General features: G+C 70.5%; 22 protein-coding genes. 7 read left to right on the top strand and 15 right to left on the bottom strand.

The genetic code is table 11. The annotated features are described in order from the left end of the window. The first annotated feature begins 53 nt into the window (after positions 1-53). On the top strand, positions 54-1,238 hold the full coding sequence (locus tag VZQ01_RS38125; RefSeq protein WP_426746095.1) for a CPBP family intramembrane glutamic endopeptidase: 1,185 nt from the start codon (positions 54-56) through the stop codon (positions 1,236-1,238). Between the two features lie 294 nt (positions 1,239-1,532). On the opposite strand, the gene VZQ01_RS38120 is transcribed toward VZQ01_RS38125, so the two are convergent. The 3 genes from VZQ01_RS38120 to sglT all read right to left on the bottom strand — a co-directional run bounded on the left by VZQ01_RS38120 (position 1,533) and on the right by sglT (position 4,338). Continuing rightward, a complete protein-coding gene (locus VZQ01_RS38120) occupies positions 1,533-1,748 on the bottom strand; it encodes a DUF5818 domain-containing protein (RefSeq protein ID WP_223747724.1) in 216 nt (71 codons plus the stop codon). Beyond that, positions 1,745-3,544, bottom strand: a complete 1,800-nt coding sequence (locus VZQ01_RS38115; protein WP_223747745.1) for a S8 family serine peptidase — start codon at positions 3,542-3,544, stop codon at positions 1,745-1,747. The genes VZQ01_RS38120 and VZQ01_RS38115 overlap by 4 nt, the downstream gene beginning before the upstream one ends. Before the next feature lie 161 nt (positions 3,545-3,705). Further along, positions 3,706-4,338 (bottom strand): type IV pili motility protein SglT, encoded by a 633-nt coding sequence (gene sglT / locus VZQ01_RS38110; RefSeq protein ID WP_223747723.1) that lies wholly within the window; start codon positions 4,336-4,338, stop codon positions 3,706-3,708. A gap of 273 nt (positions 4,339-4,611) precedes the next feature. Here sglT and VZQ01_RS38105 point away from each other — a divergent pair, with 273 nt between their 5' ends. From VZQ01_RS38105 to VZQ01_RS38095, 3 genes are all read left to right on the top strand, one after another. Further along, on the top strand, positions 4,612-5,553 hold the full coding sequence (locus VZQ01_RS38105; protein WP_223747722.1) for a hypothetical protein: 942 nt from the start codon (positions 4,612-4,614) through the stop codon (positions 5,551-5,553). 33 nt (positions 5,554-5,586) lie between these two features. Continuing rightward, the gene (locus tag VZQ01_RS38100) at positions 5,587-6,012 is read left to right on the top strand and encodes a hypothetical protein (protein WP_223785207.1); all 426 of its coding nucleotides are present in this window, start codon (positions 5,587-5,589) and stop codon (positions 6,010-6,012) included. A 102-nt stretch (positions 6,013-6,114) separates the two neighbouring features. Next, positions 6,115-6,537, top strand: a complete 423-nt coding sequence (locus VZQ01_RS38095; RefSeq protein ID WP_223785219.1) for a hypothetical protein — start codon at positions 6,115-6,117, stop codon at positions 6,535-6,537. Positions 6,538-6,722: 185 nt separating this feature from the next. On the opposite strand, the gene VZQ01_RS38090 is transcribed toward VZQ01_RS38095, so the two are convergent. From VZQ01_RS38090 to VZQ01_RS38080, 3 genes are read right to left on the bottom strand one after another with little or no spacing between them, the layout of a single operon-like run. After that, positions 6,723-7,919, bottom strand: coding sequence for a class I SAM-dependent rRNA methyltransferase (locus tag VZQ01_RS38090; RefSeq protein WP_141324529.1), 1,197 nt, complete (start codon positions 7,917-7,919; stop codon positions 6,723-6,725). Between the two features lie 4 nt (positions 7,920-7,923). After that, positions 7,924-8,748 carry an HAD-IIB family hydrolase gene (locus tag VZQ01_RS38085; protein ID WP_143097187.1) on the bottom strand — a complete coding sequence of 275 codons (825 nt, stop codon included), beginning with the start codon at positions 8,746-8,748 and terminating at the stop codon, positions 7,924-7,926. After that, on the bottom strand, positions 8,748-9,905 hold the full coding sequence (locus VZQ01_RS38080; protein WP_141324527.1) for a hypothetical protein: 1,158 nt from the start codon (positions 9,903-9,905) through the stop codon (positions 8,748-8,750). The genes VZQ01_RS38085 and VZQ01_RS38080 overlap by 1 nt, the downstream gene beginning before the upstream one ends. An 80-nt stretch (positions 9,906-9,985) precedes the next feature. Here VZQ01_RS38080 and corA point away from each other — a divergent pair, with 80 nt between their 5' ends. Further along, the gene (corA, locus tag VZQ01_RS38075) at positions 9,986-10,927 is read left to right on the top strand and encodes a magnesium/cobalt transporter CorA (protein WP_426746094.1); all 942 of its coding nucleotides are present in this window, start codon (positions 9,986-9,988) and stop codon (positions 10,925-10,927) included. A gap of 20 nt (positions 10,928-10,947) precedes the next feature. Beyond that, a complete protein-coding gene (locus tag VZQ01_RS38070) occupies positions 10,948-11,730 on the top strand; it encodes an alpha/beta fold hydrolase (protein WP_426746093.1) in 783 nt (260 codons plus the stop codon). 5 nt (positions 11,731-11,735) lie between these two features. Here VZQ01_RS38070 and VZQ01_RS38065 read toward each other — a convergent pair whose 3' ends face one another. From VZQ01_RS38065 to VZQ01_RS38025, 9 genes are all read right to left on the bottom strand, one after another. Beyond that, positions 11,736-12,911, bottom strand: a complete 1,176-nt coding sequence (locus VZQ01_RS38065; protein WP_426746092.1) for an ARPP-2 domain-containing protein — start codon at positions 12,909-12,911, stop codon at positions 11,736-11,738. Further along, the gene (locus VZQ01_RS38060; protein WP_426746091.1) at positions 12,908-14,371 is read right to left on the bottom strand and encodes a hypothetical protein; all 1,464 of its coding nucleotides are present in this window, start codon (positions 14,369-14,371) and stop codon (positions 12,908-12,910) included. The genes VZQ01_RS38065 and VZQ01_RS38060 overlap by 4 nt, the downstream gene beginning before the upstream one ends. 173 nt (positions 14,372-14,544) lie before the next feature. Next, positions 14,545-14,928 carry a hypothetical protein gene (locus VZQ01_RS38055; RefSeq protein WP_141324522.1) on the bottom strand — a complete coding sequence of 128 codons (384 nt, stop codon included), beginning with the start codon at positions 14,926-14,928 and terminating at the stop codon, positions 14,545-14,547. A 36-nt stretch (positions 14,929-14,964) separates the two neighbouring features. Continuing rightward, on the bottom strand, positions 14,965-15,969 hold the full coding sequence (locus tag VZQ01_RS38050; protein ID WP_267700648.1) for a dipeptidase: 1,005 nt from the start codon (positions 15,967-15,969) through the stop codon (positions 14,965-14,967). Between the two features lie 61 nt (positions 15,970-16,030). After that, entirely contained in the window at positions 16,031-17,164 is a 1,134-nt protein-coding gene (locus VZQ01_RS38045; protein ID WP_426746090.1) for a serine/threonine-protein kinase, read from the bottom strand. A gap of 207 nt (positions 17,165-17,371) precedes the next feature. After that, positions 17,372-17,962: a hypothetical protein gene (locus tag VZQ01_RS38040; protein WP_223747715.1), complete on the bottom strand. Its 591-nt coding sequence runs from the start codon at positions 17,960-17,962 to the stop codon at positions 17,372-17,374. A 254-nt stretch (positions 17,963-18,216) separates the two neighbouring features. Continuing rightward, the gene (locus VZQ01_RS38035) at positions 18,217-18,795 is read right to left on the bottom strand and encodes a hypothetical protein (RefSeq protein ID WP_267700647.1); all 579 of its coding nucleotides are present in this window, start codon (positions 18,793-18,795) and stop codon (positions 18,217-18,219) included. A 54-nt stretch (positions 18,796-18,849) separates the two neighbouring features. Beyond that, the gene (locus tag VZQ01_RS38030; RefSeq protein WP_408890133.1) at positions 18,850-19,380 is read right to left on the bottom strand and encodes a hypothetical protein; all 531 of its coding nucleotides are present in this window, start codon (positions 19,378-19,380) and stop codon (positions 18,850-18,852) included. Between the two features lie 11 nt (positions 19,381-19,391). Next, complete coding sequence (locus VZQ01_RS38025) at positions 19,392-19,781, bottom strand: hypothetical protein (protein ID WP_223747712.1); 390 nt, start codon at positions 19,779-19,781, stop codon at positions 19,392-19,394. Positions 19,782-19,900: 119 nt separating this feature from the next. Here VZQ01_RS38025 and thiS point away from each other — a divergent pair, with 119 nt between their 5' ends. Then, positions 19,901-20,101 (top strand): sulfur carrier protein ThiS, encoded by a 201-nt coding sequence (gene thiS / locus VZQ01_RS38020; RefSeq protein WP_141324516.1) that lies wholly within the window; start codon positions 19,901-19,903, stop codon positions 20,099-20,101. The last annotated feature ends 11 nt before the right edge of the window (positions 20,102-20,112 follow it).

Genomic DNA, 20,112 nt, shown 5'->3' with positions numbered 1-20,112 from the left:
TAGAGAACATGCTGTCGCGACAGTTCAGCTTTTCGCGTCAAGGAGACGACAAATTGGAAGATTCCGCCCCCAGCGACGCCGCGCCCCTCGGGCCGACGGGCCCCTCCGAGCCTCCCCTTCCGGAGCCCAGGAGCCCTCGGATGCTGGCGCTCGGCGGGGCGGCCCTGGCGCTGGTGCTCTTCATCCTGGTGGGCGGCTCCGTCCAGTTGCTCAACGCGGCCTTCGGTATCTGGTTCACCGAGGTCTTCATCTTCATGGCGCTGGGGTGGCTGCTGCCGCGCCTCGGAGGATGGAAGCCCGCGCTCTTCACGGGGCTGACGCCGCTGCTTCCGGTGTCGACGCTCTTCGGCTTCCTGTTGGGCATCGCCAACTTCTTCGCGCTGGTGGTGCCCATCCAGTTCACCGCGCAGAAGCTCGCGCCCGAGTGGATGAAGGAGATGTTCGATGGCTCGCGGCTCTTCGAGCAGCAGACGCCGGTGGAGCTGGCCATCATCCTGGCGGGCGTGACGGTCGCCGCGCCCATCTGCGAGGAGTTGTTCTTCCGAGGCGTCTTCCAGCGGGGCCTGACGCCCCCGTCGCCGCGCTCGCCCACGACGGCCCTGGTCATCTCCGCGGTGGTGTTCAGCGCGTTCCACCTGGACCCGGTGGGCTTCGTGGCGCGCGTGGAACTGGGCCTGCTGTTTGGCTGGCTCTACCTGCGCACCGGCTCGCTGTGGCCCGGCATCGCCGCGCATGCGGCCAACAACCTGGTGTCCTCGGCGGCGTTCCTGGTGGCGAAGTCGATGGGCACCGAGGCCGCGGACACGGACACCAGCCCCCAGGACGTGCTGATGCTGGCGAGCCTCGGCTGGGCGGGAGTGCTCGCGCTGCTGGGCATGTCACGGTGGGTCCCCGTCTGGGGCACCGGCATCGCGGTGAGCGACGAGCGCGCGAGGGAGACGAGGCCCGTGCCGTCGCTGGCGAAGCTGGTGCTGCCGTGGGTGGTGGCCGCGACGGTGTCCCTGGTGCTGCTCGCCGTGGTGGACCGGCGCGGCATCGCGCTCAACCTCCATGACGTGGCCCACCCGCTGGCGCCACTCAAGAAGGACGCGCCCGCGGGGCTCCAAGCGGAGCGGGAGTCGTTGCAGGAACTCCGCGAGGCCGTGCGCCGGGGAGAGGCTCCGCTGGAGGCGTACAGCGAGGAGCGCACGCGTCAGGCGCGCGCACACAAGGCCGAAGGCGGTACCAAGTCACCGTGAGCGGGCGCGAAGCCAACGGTTGGGCGCTGATGGGCGCCGCTCACTGAACGACTTGCGTACGTGGTGCCGCCACCCCGACGCTGGCGGCCCTCATGCAATGGAGCAAGCGCGGTTCGGCACGTCGCCCTGACGCTGGTCGTCTCGGCGCGGCGTGCCACCGCACAAGACAGCGCACCCACGAGCCCATCACGGACAGGAGCGCTGGCGAAAGGTCGCGCCTGGCCCAGATTCGCGGGCCAGCACCTGACGTCTTCCGCGACAAGCGAGGACCGGAGCGAACCCCGGCCCCCCACTTCAGACGAAGCGATACGAGCTCACGTGGAAGACGGGCCCCACCATCGCGGCGGTGAGCACGTCCTTGTCCACGCGGCCCTCGGCCTCGATGCGGTGGCCATCCTTCTTGATGTGCCGGTCGCCACCCGCGAGCTGGTACGTGGTGCCGTCATCGGCCTCCAGCACCCAGACGCCCGTCTCGATGTCGCGGAACACCACGCGCCCGGTGAGCGTCACGGCACGTCCTCACGCTTGAGCATGGCGCGAGCGACGATGAGGCAGACGACCGTGTTGAAGCCCAGCCACGGCTTCGCCAGGAACGCGAAGGGCATCCACGACAGCGCCGGAGCGCCCGCCCACGCCGAGTACGCCAGGAAGCCCGCGAAGCCCAGCGCGAGGCCACCCACCGCCGAGCGCATCCCCTTCCATCCGATGGCGGGCAGCGACAGCAGCACGGGGATGAGCGCGCTGTAGAACAGCGGGTTCACCGTGCGGCCCCGGCCGAAGATGATGCGCTCCCAATCCGGGATGGGCAGCGAGGCCATCTCCACCACGTCACCCGCGGCGCCCGCCGTGCCCATGAACCAGGCGCGCACGAAGTACACGCCCACCGTGGAGAGCAGCAGCGGCACGAGGAACGCTGGACGCAGCAGCGCGTTGAGGTACCCCGGGCGCTCACGGCCGCGCAGCGTCAGCAGCACGAAGGCCAGCAGCGCCAGCGCCCAGTACAGCGGCGGCCAGCGCGACATGCCACCGCCGAGCGACGCCAGCGACGCCTCCGCGTTGAGCAGGCCGTGCCCGTACTGCTCGGTCCACGCCTGGTCCGCCACCTTCGTCGCCCCCGCGTACAGCGCCTTCTCCACCTCGTCGGGCCCCTTGGCGCCGGCCGAGTACAGCATCGCGGCCACCGCGGCCACGTGCGGCGTGGCCATGCTGGTGCCCTGGTACGAGGCGTAGACGGAGCGCGACACGTCCCTCGGGTCGATGGTGTTCTGGATGATGCCGCCCGCGTCCCCACGGCGCTTGTCACCACCGGGCGCGGCGATGTCCAGCTCCTTGCCATAGGACGAGTACGGCGCGAGCGAGCCCTCCGGCCCCACCGCGGACACCGCCACGGCGCCGGGATAGGCCGCGGGGAACTCCACGTGCGCGCGGCCGCCGTTGCCCGCAGCCGCCACCACCGTGACACCCTTCTTGCGGGCGTACTCCACCGCCTGAGCCATCACCTGCGAATAGCCGCCGCCGCCCAGCGACATGTTGATGACGTTGGCGCCCTTGTCCGCCGCGAAGCGGATGGCGTCCGCGATGTCCGCCGTGGTGCCACCACCGAAGTGGTTGAGCACCTTCACCGGCATCAGCGTCGCCTCGAAGGCCACGCCCGCCACGCCCTCACCGTTGTTGGTGGCCTGCGCGATGGTGCCCGCCACGTGCGTGCCGTGGCCGTGGTCATCGTTGGCGTGCTCGTCGTCGTTGACGAAGTCGTAGCCGGCCACGAACTTCACGCCCTTGAGGTCGGGCACCTGCTTGAAGTCCTCGTGGTCCTCGTACGCGATGCCCGTGTCCAGCACGGCCACGACGACGCCCTTGCCCCGGCTGCGCTCCCAGGCCTTGGGCATGTCGATCATCTGGAGGTTCCACTGCCGCGCGTACTCCGGGTCATTCGGCGTGAAGCTCGCGCGGACCTCCATCAGCGGCTCGGCGGCCTCGACGCTCGGGTGCCGGCGGATCTTCTCCAGCACGCCCGCCACGTCGTCCACGCCCACCGCCAGCGTGAGGGCCTCGTCGGCGCTCTCCACCGAGTTGAGCTCCAGGTCCACGCCCCAGTCGGCCTCCCAGGCGTCGAACTCCGCCTTGGTGGTGCCGTCCTTGAAGTCCACGACGATGGCGTGGGGCACCACATCCACCGCGTCCGCCAGCGAGGCGGGAGGCGGCGCAGGGCGCTCGGCTTCGCTCTGGGCGGACTTGCACGCGGGCGCCACCGTCACGGCCAGGGCCAGCGCGGCTCCGCCCAAACTCCATCGCACCATCCGCATCGGGTTGCTCCTTGAGGAACGAGGCACGCTTCCGGAAGACCCTACGAACGAACGGAGAAACGATTGGGTCTGCACGGACAGTCTGTACGCCCACTCTCCCGGCGTGCAAGTGCGGGAGGCTGAAGAAATGTGAAGAAGTCCGCTGGGTTGCGGAGCATCGGTCAACCGCCGGAGAGGCGCTGGAGCCAGGTGGACAGGGCGTGCCCCACCTGCGGGAGGTTGCGTTGGAAGGTGGCGCCCGCGTCGTCGATGACCTCGAAATCCCCCCCCGCCCGGGCCACCGCCGCCGACACCGCCGCCCGAGGCATCCGTGCGTCCCCCTCCCCCTGGACCACCAGCAACGGGCACGTCACGCGCCCCAGCACCGCCGGGTCGACGTCCGCCGGCGCGACCAGGCACAGGCCCCCCACGGCGGGGAAGCGCGCCTGGAGCGCCAGGGCCACCTGCGCGCCGCCGTGCAGCGACGCCACCGCCACCGCGCTCGTGCCAGCCGTCTCCAGGAGCACCCGCATCGCCGCCTCGGCGTCCTCGAGCAACGCCAGGTCCTTGCCCCGCTTGCCCTGGCTCGCGCCCACGCCCCGGTGGTTGAAGCGCAGGGTGGGAAAGCCCGCGCTGGCCGCCGCCCAGGCGAGCTCCGCGGCGATGACGTGATCCATCCCCCCACCCTCGTCCGGCCGCGGCGGGATGATGAGCAACGGAGGCGCGCGCTTGCCGCGATGCGCCGTGCCCTCCATCACCTCCGCGCCCACGGGGATGAGCGTGGAGCGCTCCAGGAACTGACCTTTCTGGACCATGGAATCCACCATAGGAGGGCGGGCGCCGGACCGATACTCCTGCCCGCACCGCCCCTCGGAAGACCTCCAACCCTGGAGATCGCCTCGGGTTCGGCTCGGCTTCCCCGCTTCACTCGGGATGTGACGCGACAAGCCACCACGACGCACCGCGTCGGAATTGAGTGTTTGGAGCGAATTACCTCGTTCGTGCGCAACTTCGGACGGCTTCCTGGGACAATGGGGCAAGGACGTCATCTTCCATCCCCCCGTCGTAGTCCGCAGGAGCCCTCCAGCATGAGCACCATCGAGCGTGGCCGCCCCGTCGTCGGCACCACCCCCCGGACCCCTGTTGGCCGCACGTCGGAAGTGAACACCGTGGCGACGCCGGCGGTGCAGCCGAGCGCGGCGCGCGCGAACGCGGTGGTGGATGGCTTCGAGAGCGGCAAGGCGAGGGGCACGGCGACGGTGGCCGGTGTCTTCACGGCGCCCCCGGGCTCGAAGGACAAGGTCTACGACGGCAAGCTGGTGGGCGCTGGTGGCCAGACGTTCGAGCCCGGCACGCCGCTGAGCGACATCCCCGCCTTCACGCCGAAGAACAACCCGAACGCGACGGCCACGGTCATCTACACCAACGGCATGCGCACGGACCTGGCCAAGCAGACGGCGGAGCTGCAGGCGCTCGCGGACACGACGGGCATGCGCACCATCGGCATCCACAACTCCACGCAGGGCACCGTCGCCGACCTGTTCCAGGCCGTGAAGGACAAGCTGGACAAGGGCACCAACCCGGCCGTGGATACGCTGGCGGACACCGTCTACAACGAGCTGAAGGCGGGCCGGGACGTGCACCTGGTCGGCTACAGCCAGGGTGGCCTCATCACCTCGCGCGCGCTGTCGGATGTGGCGCGCCGGCTGCGCATCGAAGACGGGATGACCAAGGAGCAGGTCGAGCAGACGATGAGCAAGCTGAACGTGGAGACGTTCGCGGCCGCCGCCTGCACCTACCCGGACGGCCCCAACTACGTGCACTACATCAACAACCGCGACGCGGTCCCCACGCTCTTCGGTCTGGGCGGCAAGGGCTGGAGCCCCGCGGACATGCTGCGCCACGCGGGCAAGGGCGCGCAGGTGCACTACTTCTCCGAGGACACCGTGTTCTCGGGCGCGCACTCGCTGGTGGGCACGTACCTGAACCACCGCGTCCCGTTCGAGCAGGCTCGCGCCGGCCAGTTCTGATGGCCCACACGCCAGTCGTGGTAAACCACCACCATGACGCGTGACGAGGCCACTCAACTGGTGCAGGAGTATCTTCGGGCTCAGGGCGTCCACCTGAGCCCCGGGCTCAATCCCAAGGGGCTCGGTGGAGTGTCGGTGGGCGAGGCGCAGCTGTACTTCGAGCACTCCGAGGACACCGGCGAGCTCAAGTGCAGCGCCCTCATCTATCGCTTCCGTGACGCGCCCCGCCCCGGCGTCCTCGAGGGCTTCCGCTCCGAGCAGGCCGCGGGCACGGACGCCGGCGGTGGCACGGTGGACTTCGAGTCGGAGAGCAAGAGCCTCTTCCTCAGCCGCTCGTACCAGACGCCGCCCATCGACCTGGTCTTCGCCTCGGAGCTGAGCAAGCTCATGGCGGCGAGCCTGCGCTGGGGCAGCGAGGTGTTCGAGCGCGTGGCCTCCAAGGTCATCCCCGCGAAGTGACGTAGGAGGGCTTCGGACATGGCGCTCGCGTTCTCCCGCCACCTGCAGTGGCTCCTGTCGACCATGGGCCTGGCGAAGCCCCCTCCCCCGCCGGGCGGCCCGATGACGCGCGAGGCCGCGCGGGAGCTCGTGCGCTGGTATCTGCAGACGCAGGGCGCGGGGATGAGCGAGGGCCTCAACGCGCAGGGCTTCGGCGGCGCGATGGTGGGCGACGCGCAGCTCTACTTCGAGCACCACGAGGCGACGCAGACGCTCGAGTGCAGCGCGCTGGTGTACCGCTTCCGCGAGGACCCGAAGCCGGGCGTCATCGACGGCTTCCGTCGTGAGGCCGAGGAAGGCACCGACGCGGGCGGCGGCACCGTGGACTTCGAGACGGAGAACAAGAGCCTGTTCCTCAGCCGCGACTACACGCAGCTGCCCTCGGGCTCCGCCTTCACGAAGGACATGGAGCGGCTGATGAAGGCCAGCCTCACGTGGGGCACCACCGTGCTGGACCGCGTGGCGTCGCGCGTCTTCGGGACCTGAGCGCGGCGCAAGTCCGCAAGCCGCATACCTCGGCTTCTCGCGCCTCGCAGCAAGCCAGGGTGGTGAGGCACCGGCCGGAGCACGGCCACTCGCCTGGGGCACGCCCCCTCCCCGACCGGGAGGGAGCGACACTCATCCCCCAAGCTCCGCGGCGCCCCCACGCGACGGCGAGCAGCAAGCGCGCGTCAGACGGCCTGCAGCACGTAGAACTTGAGGTACTTGCCCTCGGGGAACTGCAGGCGCACCGGGTGGTCCGGCGGCTGGTAGCGCTCCTCGACGAGCGCCAGGTCCACGCCGGCCTTGAAGCCCGCCTCGCGCACCGCGCCCATGAACTCATCCGGGCTCACGCGCGCCGAGCACGACGCCGTGGCCAGCAGCCCACCGGGCCGGAGGATGCCCAGCGCCTGACGGTTGAGCGACGCGTACCCGTCGATGGCCGCCTGCACCGCGCGCTGACTCTTGGCGAAGGCGGGCGGATCCAGGATGAGCAGGTCGAAGGTGCGGCCCTCGTCCTTGAAGGACTGGATGACCTTGAACACGTCCGCCGCGAGGAAGTCGTGCTTCTCCGCGGGCAGCCCGTTGCGCGTGAAGTTCTCGCGCGCCAGGGCGATGGCCTCCGGGTCCAGGTCCACGGAGAACACGCTGTTGGCCCCGCCCAGCGCCGCGTTGACGGAGAAGCCGCCGCTGAAGCTGAAGCAGTTGAGCACGTCCCGGCCCTTGGCCAGTCGACGGATGAGGTGACGGTTCTCCCGCTGGTCCAGGAAGAAGCCCGTCTTCTGTCCGCGCCACACGTCCACCATGAAGGTGACGCCGCGCTCGCGGATGGCGATCTGCTCGGGCGCCTCCGGGCCGTACAGCATGCGCCCGGTGCCTCGGCCCTCGTCCTCCTCCACGTCATCGCGCGCCACCTCGTCGCGGCCGACGATGCCCTTGAGCCCCGGTACTCCGGCCTTCAGCGCCTCGATGATGAGCGGCCGGTACGGCGTCAGGCCGGCCGAGTACAGCTTCATCACCGCCCAGCCCGCGTAGAGGTCCACCACCACGCCCGGCAGACCGTCGCCCTCGCCGTGGATCAGGCGGTAGCTGTCCGTGTCCGTCAGGTCGATGAGCGACTGGCGCTCGGCCAGCGCCTGGCGCACGCGCCGGGTGATGAAGCCCGCGTCCACCGTGTCCCGCGAGTCGCGCGTCAGCACCCGCACGGCGATGGCCGAGTGCGGATCGTAATACCCGCGCGCGACGAACTTCCCGTTCTCCGTCAGGTCCACCACGCTTCCGGCGGGGATGCGAGGCACGTGCTCCAGCGCCTTGCGGAACACCCACGGGTGCCCCGCGCGCAGGTGCCGTCCCAGTCCGCGCGCCAGCTCCAACTTCACGACATTCACGGTGTCACTCCTCACGAGCCCTTCGGCTCCGCCGGGCCAGCAGCGTCCGGGCCAGCTCCTCGAAGCCCTTGCCCTCCGCCGCCCGGGTGATGAAGGCCGGCGGCGCGTCGATGCGGTCCAGCACCGCGCGCACGTTGGCCACGCCCACTCCCAGCTCGAAAGCCTGGAACATCGGGGCGTCGTTGAAAGAATCCCCCACGTACACGTAGCGGCCGTCCCGGGGCTCCAGCTTCTCCCCCCACGCCACCCGCGCGAATCTCCGCGTCGCGCTCAGCTTGTCGAAGCGGCCGAGCCAGCAATTCACATGCACCGACGAGCGCACCGCCGTCACGCCTCGCGCGTGCAGCAGCGACTCGATGCGAGCAGCACCCTCCTCACCGAGGCGGGCCTCCTCGTTGTAGTCCACGGCCAGGTCCACTTCCGTGTACGCGCTGTCCACCGACAGCCGCGCGCCGGGCACCTGCTTCAACACCCGGGCGACCTCGGCCTGGAGCCTGCGCCGGTTCGCCACGCGCTCGGCGGGCGCCTCCAGGTACACCTTGCGCAGCCCTCGCTTGCCGCGCAGGAAGAACAGGCCGCCGTTCTCCACGATGACGCCGTCCACCGGGAGCTGTCGGGCCCACGCCTCACCCCACCCCGCCGGACGACCGCTCACCAGCACCACGCGCAGCCCGGAGTCGGACAGCCGCTCCAGCGCTCGCACGGTGTCCGAGCGCAGCTTGTGGCCCGTCGTCAGCGTGCCATCCACGTCCGTGAAGACGCCCTCGACACGGGACAGGTCCGCCTCGCGCAGCGGGCGCGGCGTCACGACCTTGCTGGAGGCCGGCATCACATCACGTCCAGTTGGGCGAGCAGTCCCTGGAAGATCTCGATGGTCGCCCCCAGCTCAGGGCCCGTGAGCTGGGCCAGCGGCTGCTTGCGCGCCTTGCGCAGGAACGCGTCCATGTCCGACGCGCGCCCGTAGAGCGCCTGGGCCGCCTGGGCCGCCTCGGCGAGCAGCCGCGCGGACACCGGCGCGTCCTCGTCCACCAGCGACAGGGCCCGCTCCAGCTTCACGCCGCAGGAGGCCCACACCTCGCGGTCGTGGATGATGAGGATCTGCCGCTGGTTCACCGCGGACAGGCCGCGCACGAAGGTGTCCAGCTCGCTGACGACCTTCAGCAGCTCCTCGCGCGAGGGGTTGGCGAGGATGGCCAGCCGCCCCACCTCCGCGCGCATCTCCACGATGTGGCGCTTGTCCTGCGCGCGCAGGTTCCGGTACGCGGCCGTGCGGCCGAACGCGTCCATCTCCGTCTGGAGCTGCTGCGCGTTCCACTGCACGTCCTGCGCCTCCGCCTCGCGCACCTTGTTGAGCCGCGCCGTCAGGATGCGGCCCAGGTCCGCGGAGATGGCGCGCACCGTCACCGCGGCCTTCACCTCCGCCTCGTGGCCGGGCACCACCTGCGCCCGCGTCACCTCGCCCAGCGTGCTCGCCGTCTCGAACACGAGGTTGCTGACGCGCTCACGGAAGCTCGAGCGGAAGCGCTGGATCTCCGCCAGCAGCGTCCACCGGTCGCTCACCACGGACGGGTTGCGCATGGCCTCGCCCAGCTGCGTGATGCCCTGGGCCAGCTGCGTCATCGCGTCATGCATCAGCATGCCCGGGTCCTTGGTGCCGCTCAGGACCAGGTCGGCCAGGTTTCCACCGGGCTGCGCGGGGAACTGCACGCGGATGACGTTGAGGAGCGCGTTGACGTCCATCACCGTGTCACGGATGACGGGCGCCATCTCCTCCCAGAGGGAGAGGTCCGGGCTGGAATCCACCACGGGCGTCTCGTACTTCACCAGGTCCATGTCGCTCAGCCGGGCGATGGCCTGGGCGGCGGCGGCGTACACCTTGCGCAGCCGGCCGGCGAAGGCGCCGTCGGGGTGGGCCTGGAGGATTTCTTCGAGCCTCGGAGTCAGGGAGGCCTGCGGGTTCTCGGCGTCTGCGGACACGGGGGGCACACTCTAGCGCTCGACTTCCGCGCGGGGGAGTTCTAGCACTCGGACCGGGGCCGCGCCGCAAGGCCCGGGAGCGCTACGGGATGATTCAGGTCTGTCTGCTGAAGGACGGAGCCCTCTTCACCGGGGGTGAGGAGCTGCTCGCCGAGGAGGGGCGCAAGTGGATCGACGTCCTCCAGCCCGACGAGGCGCAGATGGCCCGGCTCGCCGAGCGCTTCGGCCTGCACAAGCTGGCCGTCGAGGACTGCCTCCACCTGGACCAGCGCCCCAAGCTGGAGGAGTACCCCAACCACGTCTTCGTCGTGCTCCAGGGCTTCAGCGCGGGCAAGGACGTCTGCCAGCTCACCCTCCATGAGCACCACTTCTTCCTCGCCAAGGAGTGGATCATCAGCGTGCACGAGCTGCCCTTCAACGGGCTGGAGTCCGTGAGACAGCGCGTGCGCGCGGACCCTGCCACCACCCTGGGGCGCGGCACGGACTTCATCCTCTACCTGCTGGCGGACGGGCTGGTGGATGCCCAGTTTCCCATCCTCGACACGTTCAGCGACGAGCTGGAGGACCTGGAGGTGGCCATCTTCGAGCAGGTGGAGAAGGCCCAGCTGCAGCGCATCTTCGAGCTGAAGCGGATGCTGGTGCAGCTGCGCCGGGTGCTCTCCCCCCAGCGCGACGTGGTGGGGCTGATGGCGCGGCGGGGCATCCCCCACGTCGACGAGCGCTCCACGCTCTACTTCCGTGACGTGTACGACCACCTGGTGCGGCTGTACGAGCAGATCGACGCGGGCCGCGACATCCTGGGCAACGTGATGGACGGCTACCTGTCGATGGTGGCCAACAAGACGAACGACATCACCAAGCAGCTCACCATCTTCGCCACCATCTTCCTGCCGCTCTCGTTCATCGTCGGATTCTTCGGACAGAACTTCGACGCGCTGTCGGGACGGGGCTCGTACATCGCCATGTGGGTCTCGATTGTCGCCCTGCCCGTGTCCCTCTTCTTCTGGTTCAAACACAAGCAGTGGCTGTGAGGCCGCTCGCTGGAGGATGCATGCCGACCGTCACCGTGAATGGCCTTCCCCTGCACTACCGCGACGTGGGCCAGGGCCCGGCGGTGGTGCTGCTGCACGCCTTTCCGCTCAACGGGGAGTCCTTCGATGCGCAGGTGAAGGCCCTGTCGGGCCGCTACCGCTTCATCCTCCCGGACACGCGGGGCTTCGGCGGGAGCGGGCTCGGCGAGGGCCCCACCCTCATGTCCCTCATCGCCCAGGACACCCTGGCGCTGCTGGATGCGCTCGGCATCGACCGGGCCGTGGTGGGTGGAGTGTCCATGGGTGGCTACGCGGCCATGGCGCTGCTGCGCGAGGACGCGGGGCGGGTTGCGGGCCTCGTGTTGATGGACACGCAGTGCACCGCGGATGACGACGCGGGCAAGGCGCGCCGCGAGGCCTCCGCGAAGGAGGCGCTCGAAAAAGGCGTGGAGCCCGTCATCCAGGCCCTGCTGTCCAAGCTGGTCGGCTCGGGAGCGGATTCACCCGTGGGTCGCGCGGTGGAGGCGCAGATGCGCGCGGCCTCGCCCCAGGCCATCGCCGCCGCCCAGCGTGGCATGGCGCTGCGTCCCGACAGCAAGGACATCCTGGCGCGCTACGCGGGGCCCGCGTTGATGGTGGTGGGAGAGCACGACGCCATCACCCCGCCCGAGAAGGCGAAGCAGATGGCGGACCTGGTGACGGGAGCCCGGCAGAAGGTCATCCCCGGCGCCGCGCACCTGGCCAACCAGGAGCAGCCCGAGCGCGTCAACGCGGTGCTGGACGCGTTCCTCGCGTCACTCTGAGGAGCTCAGCGCCCACGGGTCGCCAGTCGGCGGGCCTCCTCGAGGACATGCGCCTTGAGGAGATAACCGAAGCCCGCGTTCTGGATGCGGGTGACGAGCTCCTGACGGGTGGAGCCCATGTGCTCGGCGACCTCGTCCAGGTTCCACCGGGATTGGGCGAGCCGTTGCAGCAGGTAGGCGCGACGCGTCTGCGCCGCGGAGAGGCGGTACGTCTTCAGGTATTGAAGCGTGCCGTCCTTGTCCACGATGGCCTCGCCCAGGTGGTTCTCCGCCGACGGGACCAGGCTCGTGTGGAAGCGCTGCAGAAGATACGGGCCGGCCTCGTACACCTTCTGTGACGACACCTCGACGCCGAAGAGGCCTCCGGCCATGAAGCCGTGGAAGGCGCCCCAGTCCTCGCGCATGCGCGTCACCTCCGCGCGCAGGTCACCGAGGCTCGACACCCGCTTCGCGTCCAGCGGCGTCCACAGCTCGACGACCTCCTGGAGATAGCCGTACTGGAGCAGCAGCTCGCCGTAGAAGTCCTCGAGCAGCGTGCGGTGCAGGACGCGGTAGTCGTCGGGATGCGAGACGACGAAGGCGGACAGCAGCTCATCCGCGTTGAAGAGCAGCAGGCCCACCTGCTTCTCGTGGACCTCGAAGGTGCGCAGCGCCCCGTCCAACACCGAGCTGAGCCACCCGGGGACGGAGGACTCCATGCGGGGATTGAGCCCGTAGGTCAGCGCGTCGCGCGAGTACTCCGACCAGGCGATCTCCGGCCCGCCGAAGTGCTGCGCCAGGAAGCCCTCCATCGCCAGGTGCAGGGGCAACATGCGCAGCTGGTTCTTGTCCTCGCGGTGCACCATGCGGTGCAACAGGCGCACCGGGACGGGGCCGGCCATCACCTTCTTGCCGTCACGCGCGTTCAGCCGCGTGCCGTAGACGGCGTCCGCCTGGCGCTGGCCCCAGCTCACCACCATGCCGTGCGGGACGTAGGAGATGTACTTGAGGCCGCGGCCCTCGAGCTCACCCTCCAGGGACACCACCGCCGCCCACTCCGAGTACTCGCGGCGCGCGAAGCGCAGGTCGTCCCGCACCTCGTCGCGGAGCACCGGCACCAGCCGCATGCGGTTCCACGCCTGCGCGGGCGCGAAGCGCAGCCCGTGCGCCTCCAGTCGCCGGATGAGTCGCGTGTCGCTCATGCCTCCACCTCGTCCGCGCCTTCATGCACCTGGGGCTTCAGCCACGAATCCACGCGTCCGGACAGATAGCGCTCCAGCTCCGCCAGCGACGCCGTGCCCTCCGCGAAGCGCGCGAACCCGAGCACCGTCGGGACGTCCTCGGCGTCTCGCACGCCCACCGTGGCCACCGCCGCGCCGAACGAGCGCGGCGCGTACTCCTCCGCGTCGAAGACGGGATTGACGTGCACCAGCGCGGTGCGGCGCCCCTGGTCCAGGCGCTCACGGAACACCCGCGTCAGCTCCGCCACCGCGCCCGGCGGGTCATTGTCGTAGCCATCCGAGACGATGACCACCAGCTCCGCGCCCCACTCCAGCGCGTCCAACAGCGGCGTGGCCAGGTCCGTCTGCCCTCGCGCCGACACCGTCAACGGATCCTCCACGGGCTCGCCCGTCCAGAAGGCCCGGTACTCCCGCGCCGCGGAGGACAGCAGGTAGTGCGTCGCCAGCGCCACGGCCAGCGGACGCCGACGCTTCTGCAGCGAGCCCGACGTCGAGTAGCTCCGGTCCAACACCGCCGCCACCTTCCCCAACGCGGGCTTCGCGCGCCCCAGCACCCGCGCCGCCGAGCCCTCCAGCGCCGTGTGCAATTCCTCGCGGCGCGTGGCCCGCGCCTCCGCCTTCAATGACAAGACATACAGCGCGAGCTTCGTCAGCGGCGCGCGGGACAGGTCCACCGCCGGCTCCACGCCCCCCTCGCGCGCGGCGGACTCCTGGAGTCGCAGGCGCTCCGCCTGGGTGAGGCGCGGCTCGATGCGCTGGAGGAACACGTCGCGCGGGACGCCGTGCTTCTGCGCCAGTCCCTCCGCCACCGTGTAGGGCAGCTCGTAGAGCGCTTCTTGCGCGAAGTGCGCCCGCCGGAAGGACTCGAACAGCGGCTGGGTGAAGACCCGCTTCTTCCAGCCCTTGAAGAGGAAGGGCCCCAGCTCGCCCTCCAGCTTCACGTGCCCGTGCACGACCGCCGCGCGCAGCTTGGAGCGGTACTTCACCGCGTCGAAGGAGAGGTTCGAGCGCCCGGCCAGGTACTCCCGGACGATGGCGCGGCTGCGGCGGTTGTTGACGTGCCGCGAGCGCAGCGACTCCAACACCCGGAACGCGCGCTGCGTGGGCAGCCGGCGCAGCGCCGCGGCGATGAGGGCCCCCTCCTCCGCTCGCCCGGCCGGGTCCACGGGACTGCCGGCGGCGAGCAGGTTGAGGATGATCTGCGCCTGGTTGAAGTGGTTGATGCCCGCCGCGAGCGTGCGGCGGTAGAGGCGCCGGTAGTTGCCCAGGATGTACTGGTGCAGGAACTCGATGGAGACCGACTGCCCGCGCGCGTCACCGTAGAACTCCCGCTGGCCCGTGCAGGAGAAGCACGCGTTGACGAACATCACCAGGTCCTCTCGGGCGACCTGTTCGATACGGACTTCTGCGGGCAAGGCCATCGCGCGCACTGCCTCCGGGAAGACGAGAGGAGCGCCGCTCGGGGAAGAGTGAAACGACCAGCGTGTCAGGCTCCAAAGGCTTGAATCGGAAGTCGCATCGGAGTCCCGCGAGCGGCGCGCCGAGGCTACCACACGTCGCGCGCCGGGGACTCCTGACGTCCGCCTTCACCGCCTCACGGCTGGCACGACACCTCGGTGTCCTCCACCACGCAGGAGGTGCACGAGGCCGTCTCCACCAGGATGCCCTCGCGGCACTCCAGGATGGCCTTCCCGTCCTGACGGCACAGGCCCCGCCCCTCGGCGCTGGCCGCGCACGCATCCCCCGGGCCGTTGCCGGAGGTGTCACAGCGCACCGCCTCGTCAGACTCGCGGCACCCCAGCGGGCCCCGGCACGGCAGCTGCCGCCACTTGCCGGAACGACACTCCAGGGCCAGGACGGCCTCCTGACAGATGAAGCTCCCCGGTTCGTCGCAGTCGTCCCCCGAGCCGGGGCCACCGCAGGCGGTGAGGAGGAGGGAGCCAACAGCGGACACGAGTGCGAGGAAGGAGCGGTTCATGGGCTGAACCCAATATTTCGAGCGTCCCGCTCCCGGTCAACCACCCAGTGTCGACTGGAAGAAACGCCGGAAGTTTGCGCCCATCACACGTTCCACCCAGGACTCCGGATGGCGGCGCAGCAGTGCCGTGGTGAGCAGGCGCAGGTCCGTGACGTCCTTCATGCCCTTGGGCAAGGGCACCATGCCGTCGTAGTCCGAGCCCAGGCCCACGCCCTCCTCGCCCATGACGTCCACCGCGTGCTCGATGTGGCGAACCACGTCGTCCACCGAGTCTCCGCCCAGGTACACGGGGGCGAAGATGATTCCCACCACCCCACCCCGGTCCGCGATGAAGCGCAGCGAGGCGTCGCTCAGGTTGCGCCACCCGCCCCCCGCCGCGCGCACCCCCGTGTGCGAACAGAAGTAGCGCACCGAGGGATGGGAGAAGAGGTTCTCCAGGGTGCGCTCGGAGGCGTGCGCCACGTCCACGCTCAATCCCAGCCGGGCCATCTCCTCCATCACCTCGTGGCCCAGCGTCGTCAGCCCCCGGTTGCCCATCATCGGGAACGAGGAGCCGCCCAGGTCATTGTTCGACAGGTGCGTGAGCCCCATGAAGCGCACGCCCCGGCGGTGCAGCTCCGCCAGCCGCTCCACCTTCCCCTCGATGGCGTGCCCGCCCTCCACGCCCAGCACCGCGGACAGCCGCCCCTGGGCCAGGTTGTCGTCCAACACCTGACGCGAGTCGGCCACGCGCACCGTGTCCCCGGAGCGCTGGCAGAACTCCGCCATGCGCTCGAGCTGCCACAGCGCCCGCGTCCACTCGCTGGCGCGCGCCTCCCGAGGCCAGCCGCGCCACGCGGCGAACACCGGGAAGCCGCCGATGAAGGGGAAGCCCCGGGTGACGATGGTGAAGCACTGCAGCTTCACCCCCGCCTCCCGCAGGCGGGGGAAGTCCACGTGCCCCTCGTCGGAGCGGACACACAAATCCCGGTTCCACATGAGGGAGTCCGCGTGTCCGTCCGCGATGCACCAGCGCTGGTGGAGCTCGTTCACGTCACCCATAGGTGCCTGAGTCTGCCCATCCCACGGCCCCAGACAAGCACCCTCCGACCCACGCCGGGCCTCATGTCCCGGTGGCGATGACGCCACGGGGGAAGGCGAGCCCGGCCAGCGCGTCCTCCGGGGACAGCACGTCCGCGGCCTGCCCCCGGGAGCGCGCCTCCTGGCGCACCTGCAGGGCCTCCCGCGCGGCCTCCGGCGGGCCATACGTGTACCCCCGCCCCGCCAGCACCCCACGCAGCGCGTCCCGCAGCTCCAGCGCCGTCTGGCAGCGCTCCTCCGGCTCCCGGCGCAGCAGCCGCGCCAGGATGGAGCGCAGCGGCGAGCACAGGGACCGCGTCGCATGCTCCACGTGCTCCGGCGCGAAGCAGGCCACGCGCGCCGCCATCAACGGCAGGGGCAGCCAGCTGGGCGACTCCGCCTGGAGCACCTCCGCGTCCGGGTGCGGGCCGGCCGCGAGCGCCGCGCGCTCCACCGGCTCCAGGTCCAGCAGGTGCAACCCGGTGGCGAGCTCCAGCAGCACCACGCCCAGGGAGAACAGGTCCGAGCGCCCGTCGACCGGGCGGCGCAGCAACACCTCCGGAGACGCATACGCCAGGTCTCCGCGGACCACGTGGCCTTCGGTGGCCACGCGCCCCGGCAGCCGCGCCCACGCCAGCGCGAAGTCCGCCAGCTTCACGTGGCCGCGCGCGTCCAGCCGCAGCGTGCGCGGGCTGACGTCCCGGTGCACGAGCCCCAGGGGCCTGCCCCGGTCATCCTCCAGCGAGTGCGCGTGGTGGAGCGCGTCCGCCAGCTGCTCCCCCACGTAGGCGGTGAAGGCCTCCGAGAGCGGCCGGCGGCGCAGCGCCGCGAAGCTGATGAGCGTCTCCAGGCTCTGGCCCTCCACGTACTCCATGACGAGGTGGGGCGAGCCGTCGTGCACGCGCACCAGGAACACCCGCGCGATGGACGGGTGCGACAGCCGCATCAGCAGCTTGACCTCCTCGCGCAGCCGCGCCCGACCGAGTTCGTCCTCCGCGTCCATCAGGCGCTTGATGAGCACCAGGTCGCCAGGCGAGTCCGCGTAGTGCCTGCGGGCGAGCAGCAGCTCCCCCGAGCCACGCGAGCCCAGGTAGCGGATCAACTCATAGGACGTGGCGCCCGCGGAGAAGAGGATGAAGGGTTTGAGGGAAGGCTGGTCCGGGTGGTGGGTGCCCATGCGAAGGACGGCTCCTGATGCGAAGGACCTCCCCAGGGTTGGGAAGGCGTGAGGAAACCTCACGCATCCTCCCTACCATCCAGGTCCGACACGCACTTCCGACCCTTCAGAATGGATTCAGGGAAAAAAGGAAACGGCCCCCACCGGAGTGGGAGCCGTCCCTGGGCCGCCCGTGAGGAGACGAGCCGCCCGACCGCGCCCCGTGGGTTACTTGGTGGGCGTCACGTTCTGCGTGACGTTCAGCTCGCGGACCACCATGTCCTTGCCATCCATGACGTACGACGCGCGGACCTGGTCACCCTCCTTCAGGTCACCCAGCTTCACCTCCTGGTTGTTCTGGAGGATGCGGCTCTGGTCGTTCGTCTTCAGCTTGAGCTGACGGTTGTTGGAGGTGTCCACCACCGTCAGCGAGCTGCCGCTGGTGGAGAGCACGCGACCGGACACGTTGGTGGTCGCCGCCATTGCGCCCGCCGTGCCGGAGCCACCCTGGGCCAGCTCCTCGTTGCGATCACGCTGCGCCTCGGCGAGGTCCGCCTGCTCATCGCGGACGTCCTCCTGGGCGCTGGCGATCTCCTCGTTCGCCTCACGCTGGGACTCGGCAATGTCCTCCTGCGCGTTGCGCTGGGTGTTCGCGATGTCCTGCTGCTCGTCCTGGCGAATCTCCGCCACCTCCTGGCGGGCTTCGCTCTGCGCCTCGGCGACGTCCTGGCGCTGCTCCGCCACGTTGTCCCGCTTGCTGCAACCGGTCACCATCGCCATCGCCGCGACCGCACCGACCGCCATCATGAGCTTGCGCATGTTCGTCCTGCCCCTTTCGGTAGGCTGTCCGGAGTGAGTGTTCCCCGGTGTTGGACAGAAAGTGAGCGCTCCCCTCGAACTTGCACAGGGGTTGCGCACACGCGCGGGAGGACACAGGGGGCCCTCGGCGTGCGCCCGGGCCTTGCTCGCCCGGCCGCTCTGCGTGGGAACATTCCCCGACACGGCCCATCGGAGAGAAACGGATTGCCTCCTGAGAGGCGCCGGCTTCTCCCCGTGCTCCAGGCGCTGATGGACTACGGCCCCGCGTCGCCGCCAGCGTCCGGAGAACCGCCATCCGGCGCGCCGCCGCCCGCGTCGGCGTCATCGCAGAACGGAGCGCCGCCCTCCACCCAGCGGGCGACGAGGGCACGCTGCTCCGCCGTGGGCAACGGGACGGTGGTCGGCGAGGGCGGCATGTCCTGGAACACCGAAGTGCGCGCGCGGATTCTCTCCGCCTTCGCGAAAGCGCCCGGCAGTCCACCACCGTCCGCGCCGCCATCCGGCGCCACGTAGTAGTCCAGCCGGAACGAGGACTGGCCGCTGCCGCTGGTGTCCGCGCCGTGGCAGGTGCTCACGCAGCTGGCGGCGAGGATGGGCTGCACGTCGTCGCAGTACGTGGGCACCGGCCCCGCGTCGCTGGGGCCCGCGTCGGACCCGGGCAGGCCGAGCACCTCGCACGTGCGCCCCTGCCCCTGCCTCACCGCGACACAGACGTGCGTGTCGGGACAGTCGCCGGCCGTCTCGCACGTCTTGCCGGTGAAGTCCGCCACGTCGATGGTGCAGGCCACGAGGAGGGCGGCCGCGCCGGTGGCGCCCGCGAGGAGTTTCTTCATGTTGGGCTCGGGAGAAACCGGGGACGAAGGAAGCGAGGGGGAACGGCCGCGACGTCAGGGCCCGGCATCGGGGCTGTCACAGAAGGGAGCACCACCGGCCACCCAGCGCGCCACCAGGGCCCGCTCCTCGGCGGTGGGCTGGGTGACGCCGCTGCCCGAGGGAGGCATGTCCTTCAGGTCCGACGTGCGCACCCGGATGCGCAGCGCCTTGGCGCGCGCGCCCGGCACGCCGTTGCCCGTGGGCTCGTAGTAGTCCAGCCGGAACGAGGACTGGCCGCTGCCGCTGGTGTCCGCGCCGTGGCAGGTGCTCACGCAGCTGGCGGCGAGGATGGGCGCCACGTCCTTGCAGTACGTGGGCACCGGCCCCGCGTCCGTGCCGCCGTCGGCCTCGGCGTAGCTGGGGGGATAGATGACCTCGCACGTGCGCTGGCCGTCGGCGGCCACGGCGGTGCAGGCATACGCGGAGGGGCACTCGGTGTCGTCCGTGCAGGCGCGCCCGGCGAGGTCGTCCACGTTGATGGAGCAGGCCACGGCCACCAGCACGGCACCGCAGGCCAGGAGGGGGACAGGAGAGCGGAGGGCCACGGGGGGCTCGGTCAGAAGTGGTAGGTGAGGCTGGCGGTGTCGGCGGCCTCGTCCGGGAGCAGCTCCAGCACCAGCCCGTACAGCACGGCGGCGCCCGCGGCGGCGTACATCAGGTTGGCCGCGGTGGACGCCGAGCGGGCGCGGTCCAGCGTGCTCCTCGCCTCCCGGGCGGACGACAGGCTCTGCGCGCGCTTGGCCTCTCCCTGCGCGAAGAAGCCCAGGCCCAGCCCCCCCACGGCCAGCACGCCGCCCGCGACGAAGGCATACCGGTGACCGTGCAGCAGGGGCTGGGGCGCGCGGACAGGGGCATCCAGGGTCGCGACGGGGTCCGCGGCGGCGGCGGTGACGGGCAGCCCGAGCGCGACGACGAGCGCGGTGGAGACAAGCCTGCTGGGAGCCATGAGCATGGCGCCGAGTATAGCGGTGACGCTGGCGGACGTACTGCCGGAGTGTGCGTTGACAGCACGAGAGGGCCCCTGTAGTGCGTGCCCGGGTCCCCATCGCAAGGAGCCGTGACGCCGTGCAGGTCTGGGTCAACGGAGAAACGCGCGAGGTGCCGGAGGCCATCACCCTCTCGGCGCTGCTGGAGTCGCTTCGGGTCGGCGGCCCGGGCGTGGCCGTGGAGGTGAACGCCGAGGTGGTGCGCCGCGCCCGCCACCCCGAGCACCGCCTCCAGCCGGGGGACCGCGTGGAGATCGTCACCTTCGTCGGCGGCGGGTAGCGAGGAGATGG

This window comes from Myxococcus faecalis, from assembly GCF_050039385.1.
In the GTDB taxonomy this organism is placed as follows: domain Bacteria; phylum Myxococcota; class Myxococcia; order Myxococcales; family Myxococcaceae; genus Myxococcus; species Myxococcus fulvus.
This window is presented reverse-complemented; position numbering and strand designations above follow the sequence as displayed.

What these genes read in the sequence shown, in the direction of transcription:
- VZQ01_RS38050 (WP_267700648.1), bottom strand. Translation starts at nt 15,969, where the DNA reads ATGGGTGACGTGAACGAGCTCCACCAGCGCTGGTGCATCGCGGACGGA.
- VZQ01_RS38070 (WP_426746093.1), top strand. Translation starts at nt 10,948, where the DNA reads ATGCCGACCGTCACCGTGAATGGCCTTCCCCTGCACTACCGCGACGTG.
- VZQ01_RS38115 (WP_223747745.1), bottom strand. Translation starts at nt 3,544, where the DNA reads ATGCGGATGGTGCGATGGAGTTTGGGCGGAGCCGCGCTGGCCCTGGCC.
- VZQ01_RS38025 (WP_223747712.1), bottom strand. Translation starts at nt 19,781, where the DNA reads ATGGCTCCCAGCAGGCTTGTCTCCACCGCGCTCGTCGTCGCGCTCGGG.
- VZQ01_RS38060 (WP_426746091.1), bottom strand. Translation starts at nt 14,371, where the DNA reads ATGGCCTTGCCCGCAGAAGTCCGTATCGAACAGGTCGCCCGAGAGGAC.
- corA (WP_426746094.1), top strand. Translation starts at nt 9,986, where the DNA reads ATGATTCAGGTCTGTCTGCTGAAGGACGGAGCCCTCTTCACCGGGGGT.
- VZQ01_RS38095 (WP_223785219.1), top strand. Translation starts at nt 6,115, where the DNA reads ATGACGCGCGAGGCCGCGCGGGAGCTCGTGCGCTGGTATCTGCAGACG.
- VZQ01_RS38100 (WP_223785207.1), top strand. Translation starts at nt 5,587, where the DNA reads ATGACGCGTGACGAGGCCACTCAACTGGTGCAGGAGTATCTTCGGGCT.
- VZQ01_RS38085 (WP_143097187.1), bottom strand. Translation starts at nt 8,748, where the DNA reads ATGCCGGCCTCCAGCAAGGTCGTGACGCCGCGCCCGCTGCGCGAGGCG.
- VZQ01_RS38105 (WP_223747722.1), top strand. Translation starts at nt 4,612, where the DNA reads ATGAGCACCATCGAGCGTGGCCGCCCCGTCGTCGGCACCACCCCCCGG.
- VZQ01_RS38045 (WP_426746090.1), bottom strand. Translation starts at nt 17,164, where the DNA reads ATGGGCACCCACCACCCGGACCAGCCTTCCCTCAAACCCTTCATCCTC.
- sglT (WP_223747723.1), bottom strand. Translation starts at nt 4,338, where the DNA reads ATGGTCCAGAAAGGTCAGTTCCTGGAGCGCTCCACGCTCATCCCCGTG.
- VZQ01_RS38055 (WP_141324522.1), bottom strand. Translation starts at nt 14,928, where the DNA reads ATGAACCGCTCCTTCCTCGCACTCGTGTCCGCTGTTGGCTCCCTCCTC.
- VZQ01_RS38035 (WP_267700647.1), bottom strand. Translation starts at nt 18,795, where the DNA reads ATGAAGAAACTCCTCGCGGGCGCCACCGGCGCGGCCGCCCTCCTCGTG.
- VZQ01_RS38040 (WP_223747715.1), bottom strand. Translation starts at nt 17,962, where the DNA reads ATGCGCAAGCTCATGATGGCGGTCGGTGCGGTCGCGGCGATGGCGATG.
- VZQ01_RS38065 (WP_426746092.1), bottom strand. Translation starts at nt 12,911, where the DNA reads ATGAGCGACACGCGACTCATCCGGCGACTGGAGGCGCACGGGCTGCGC.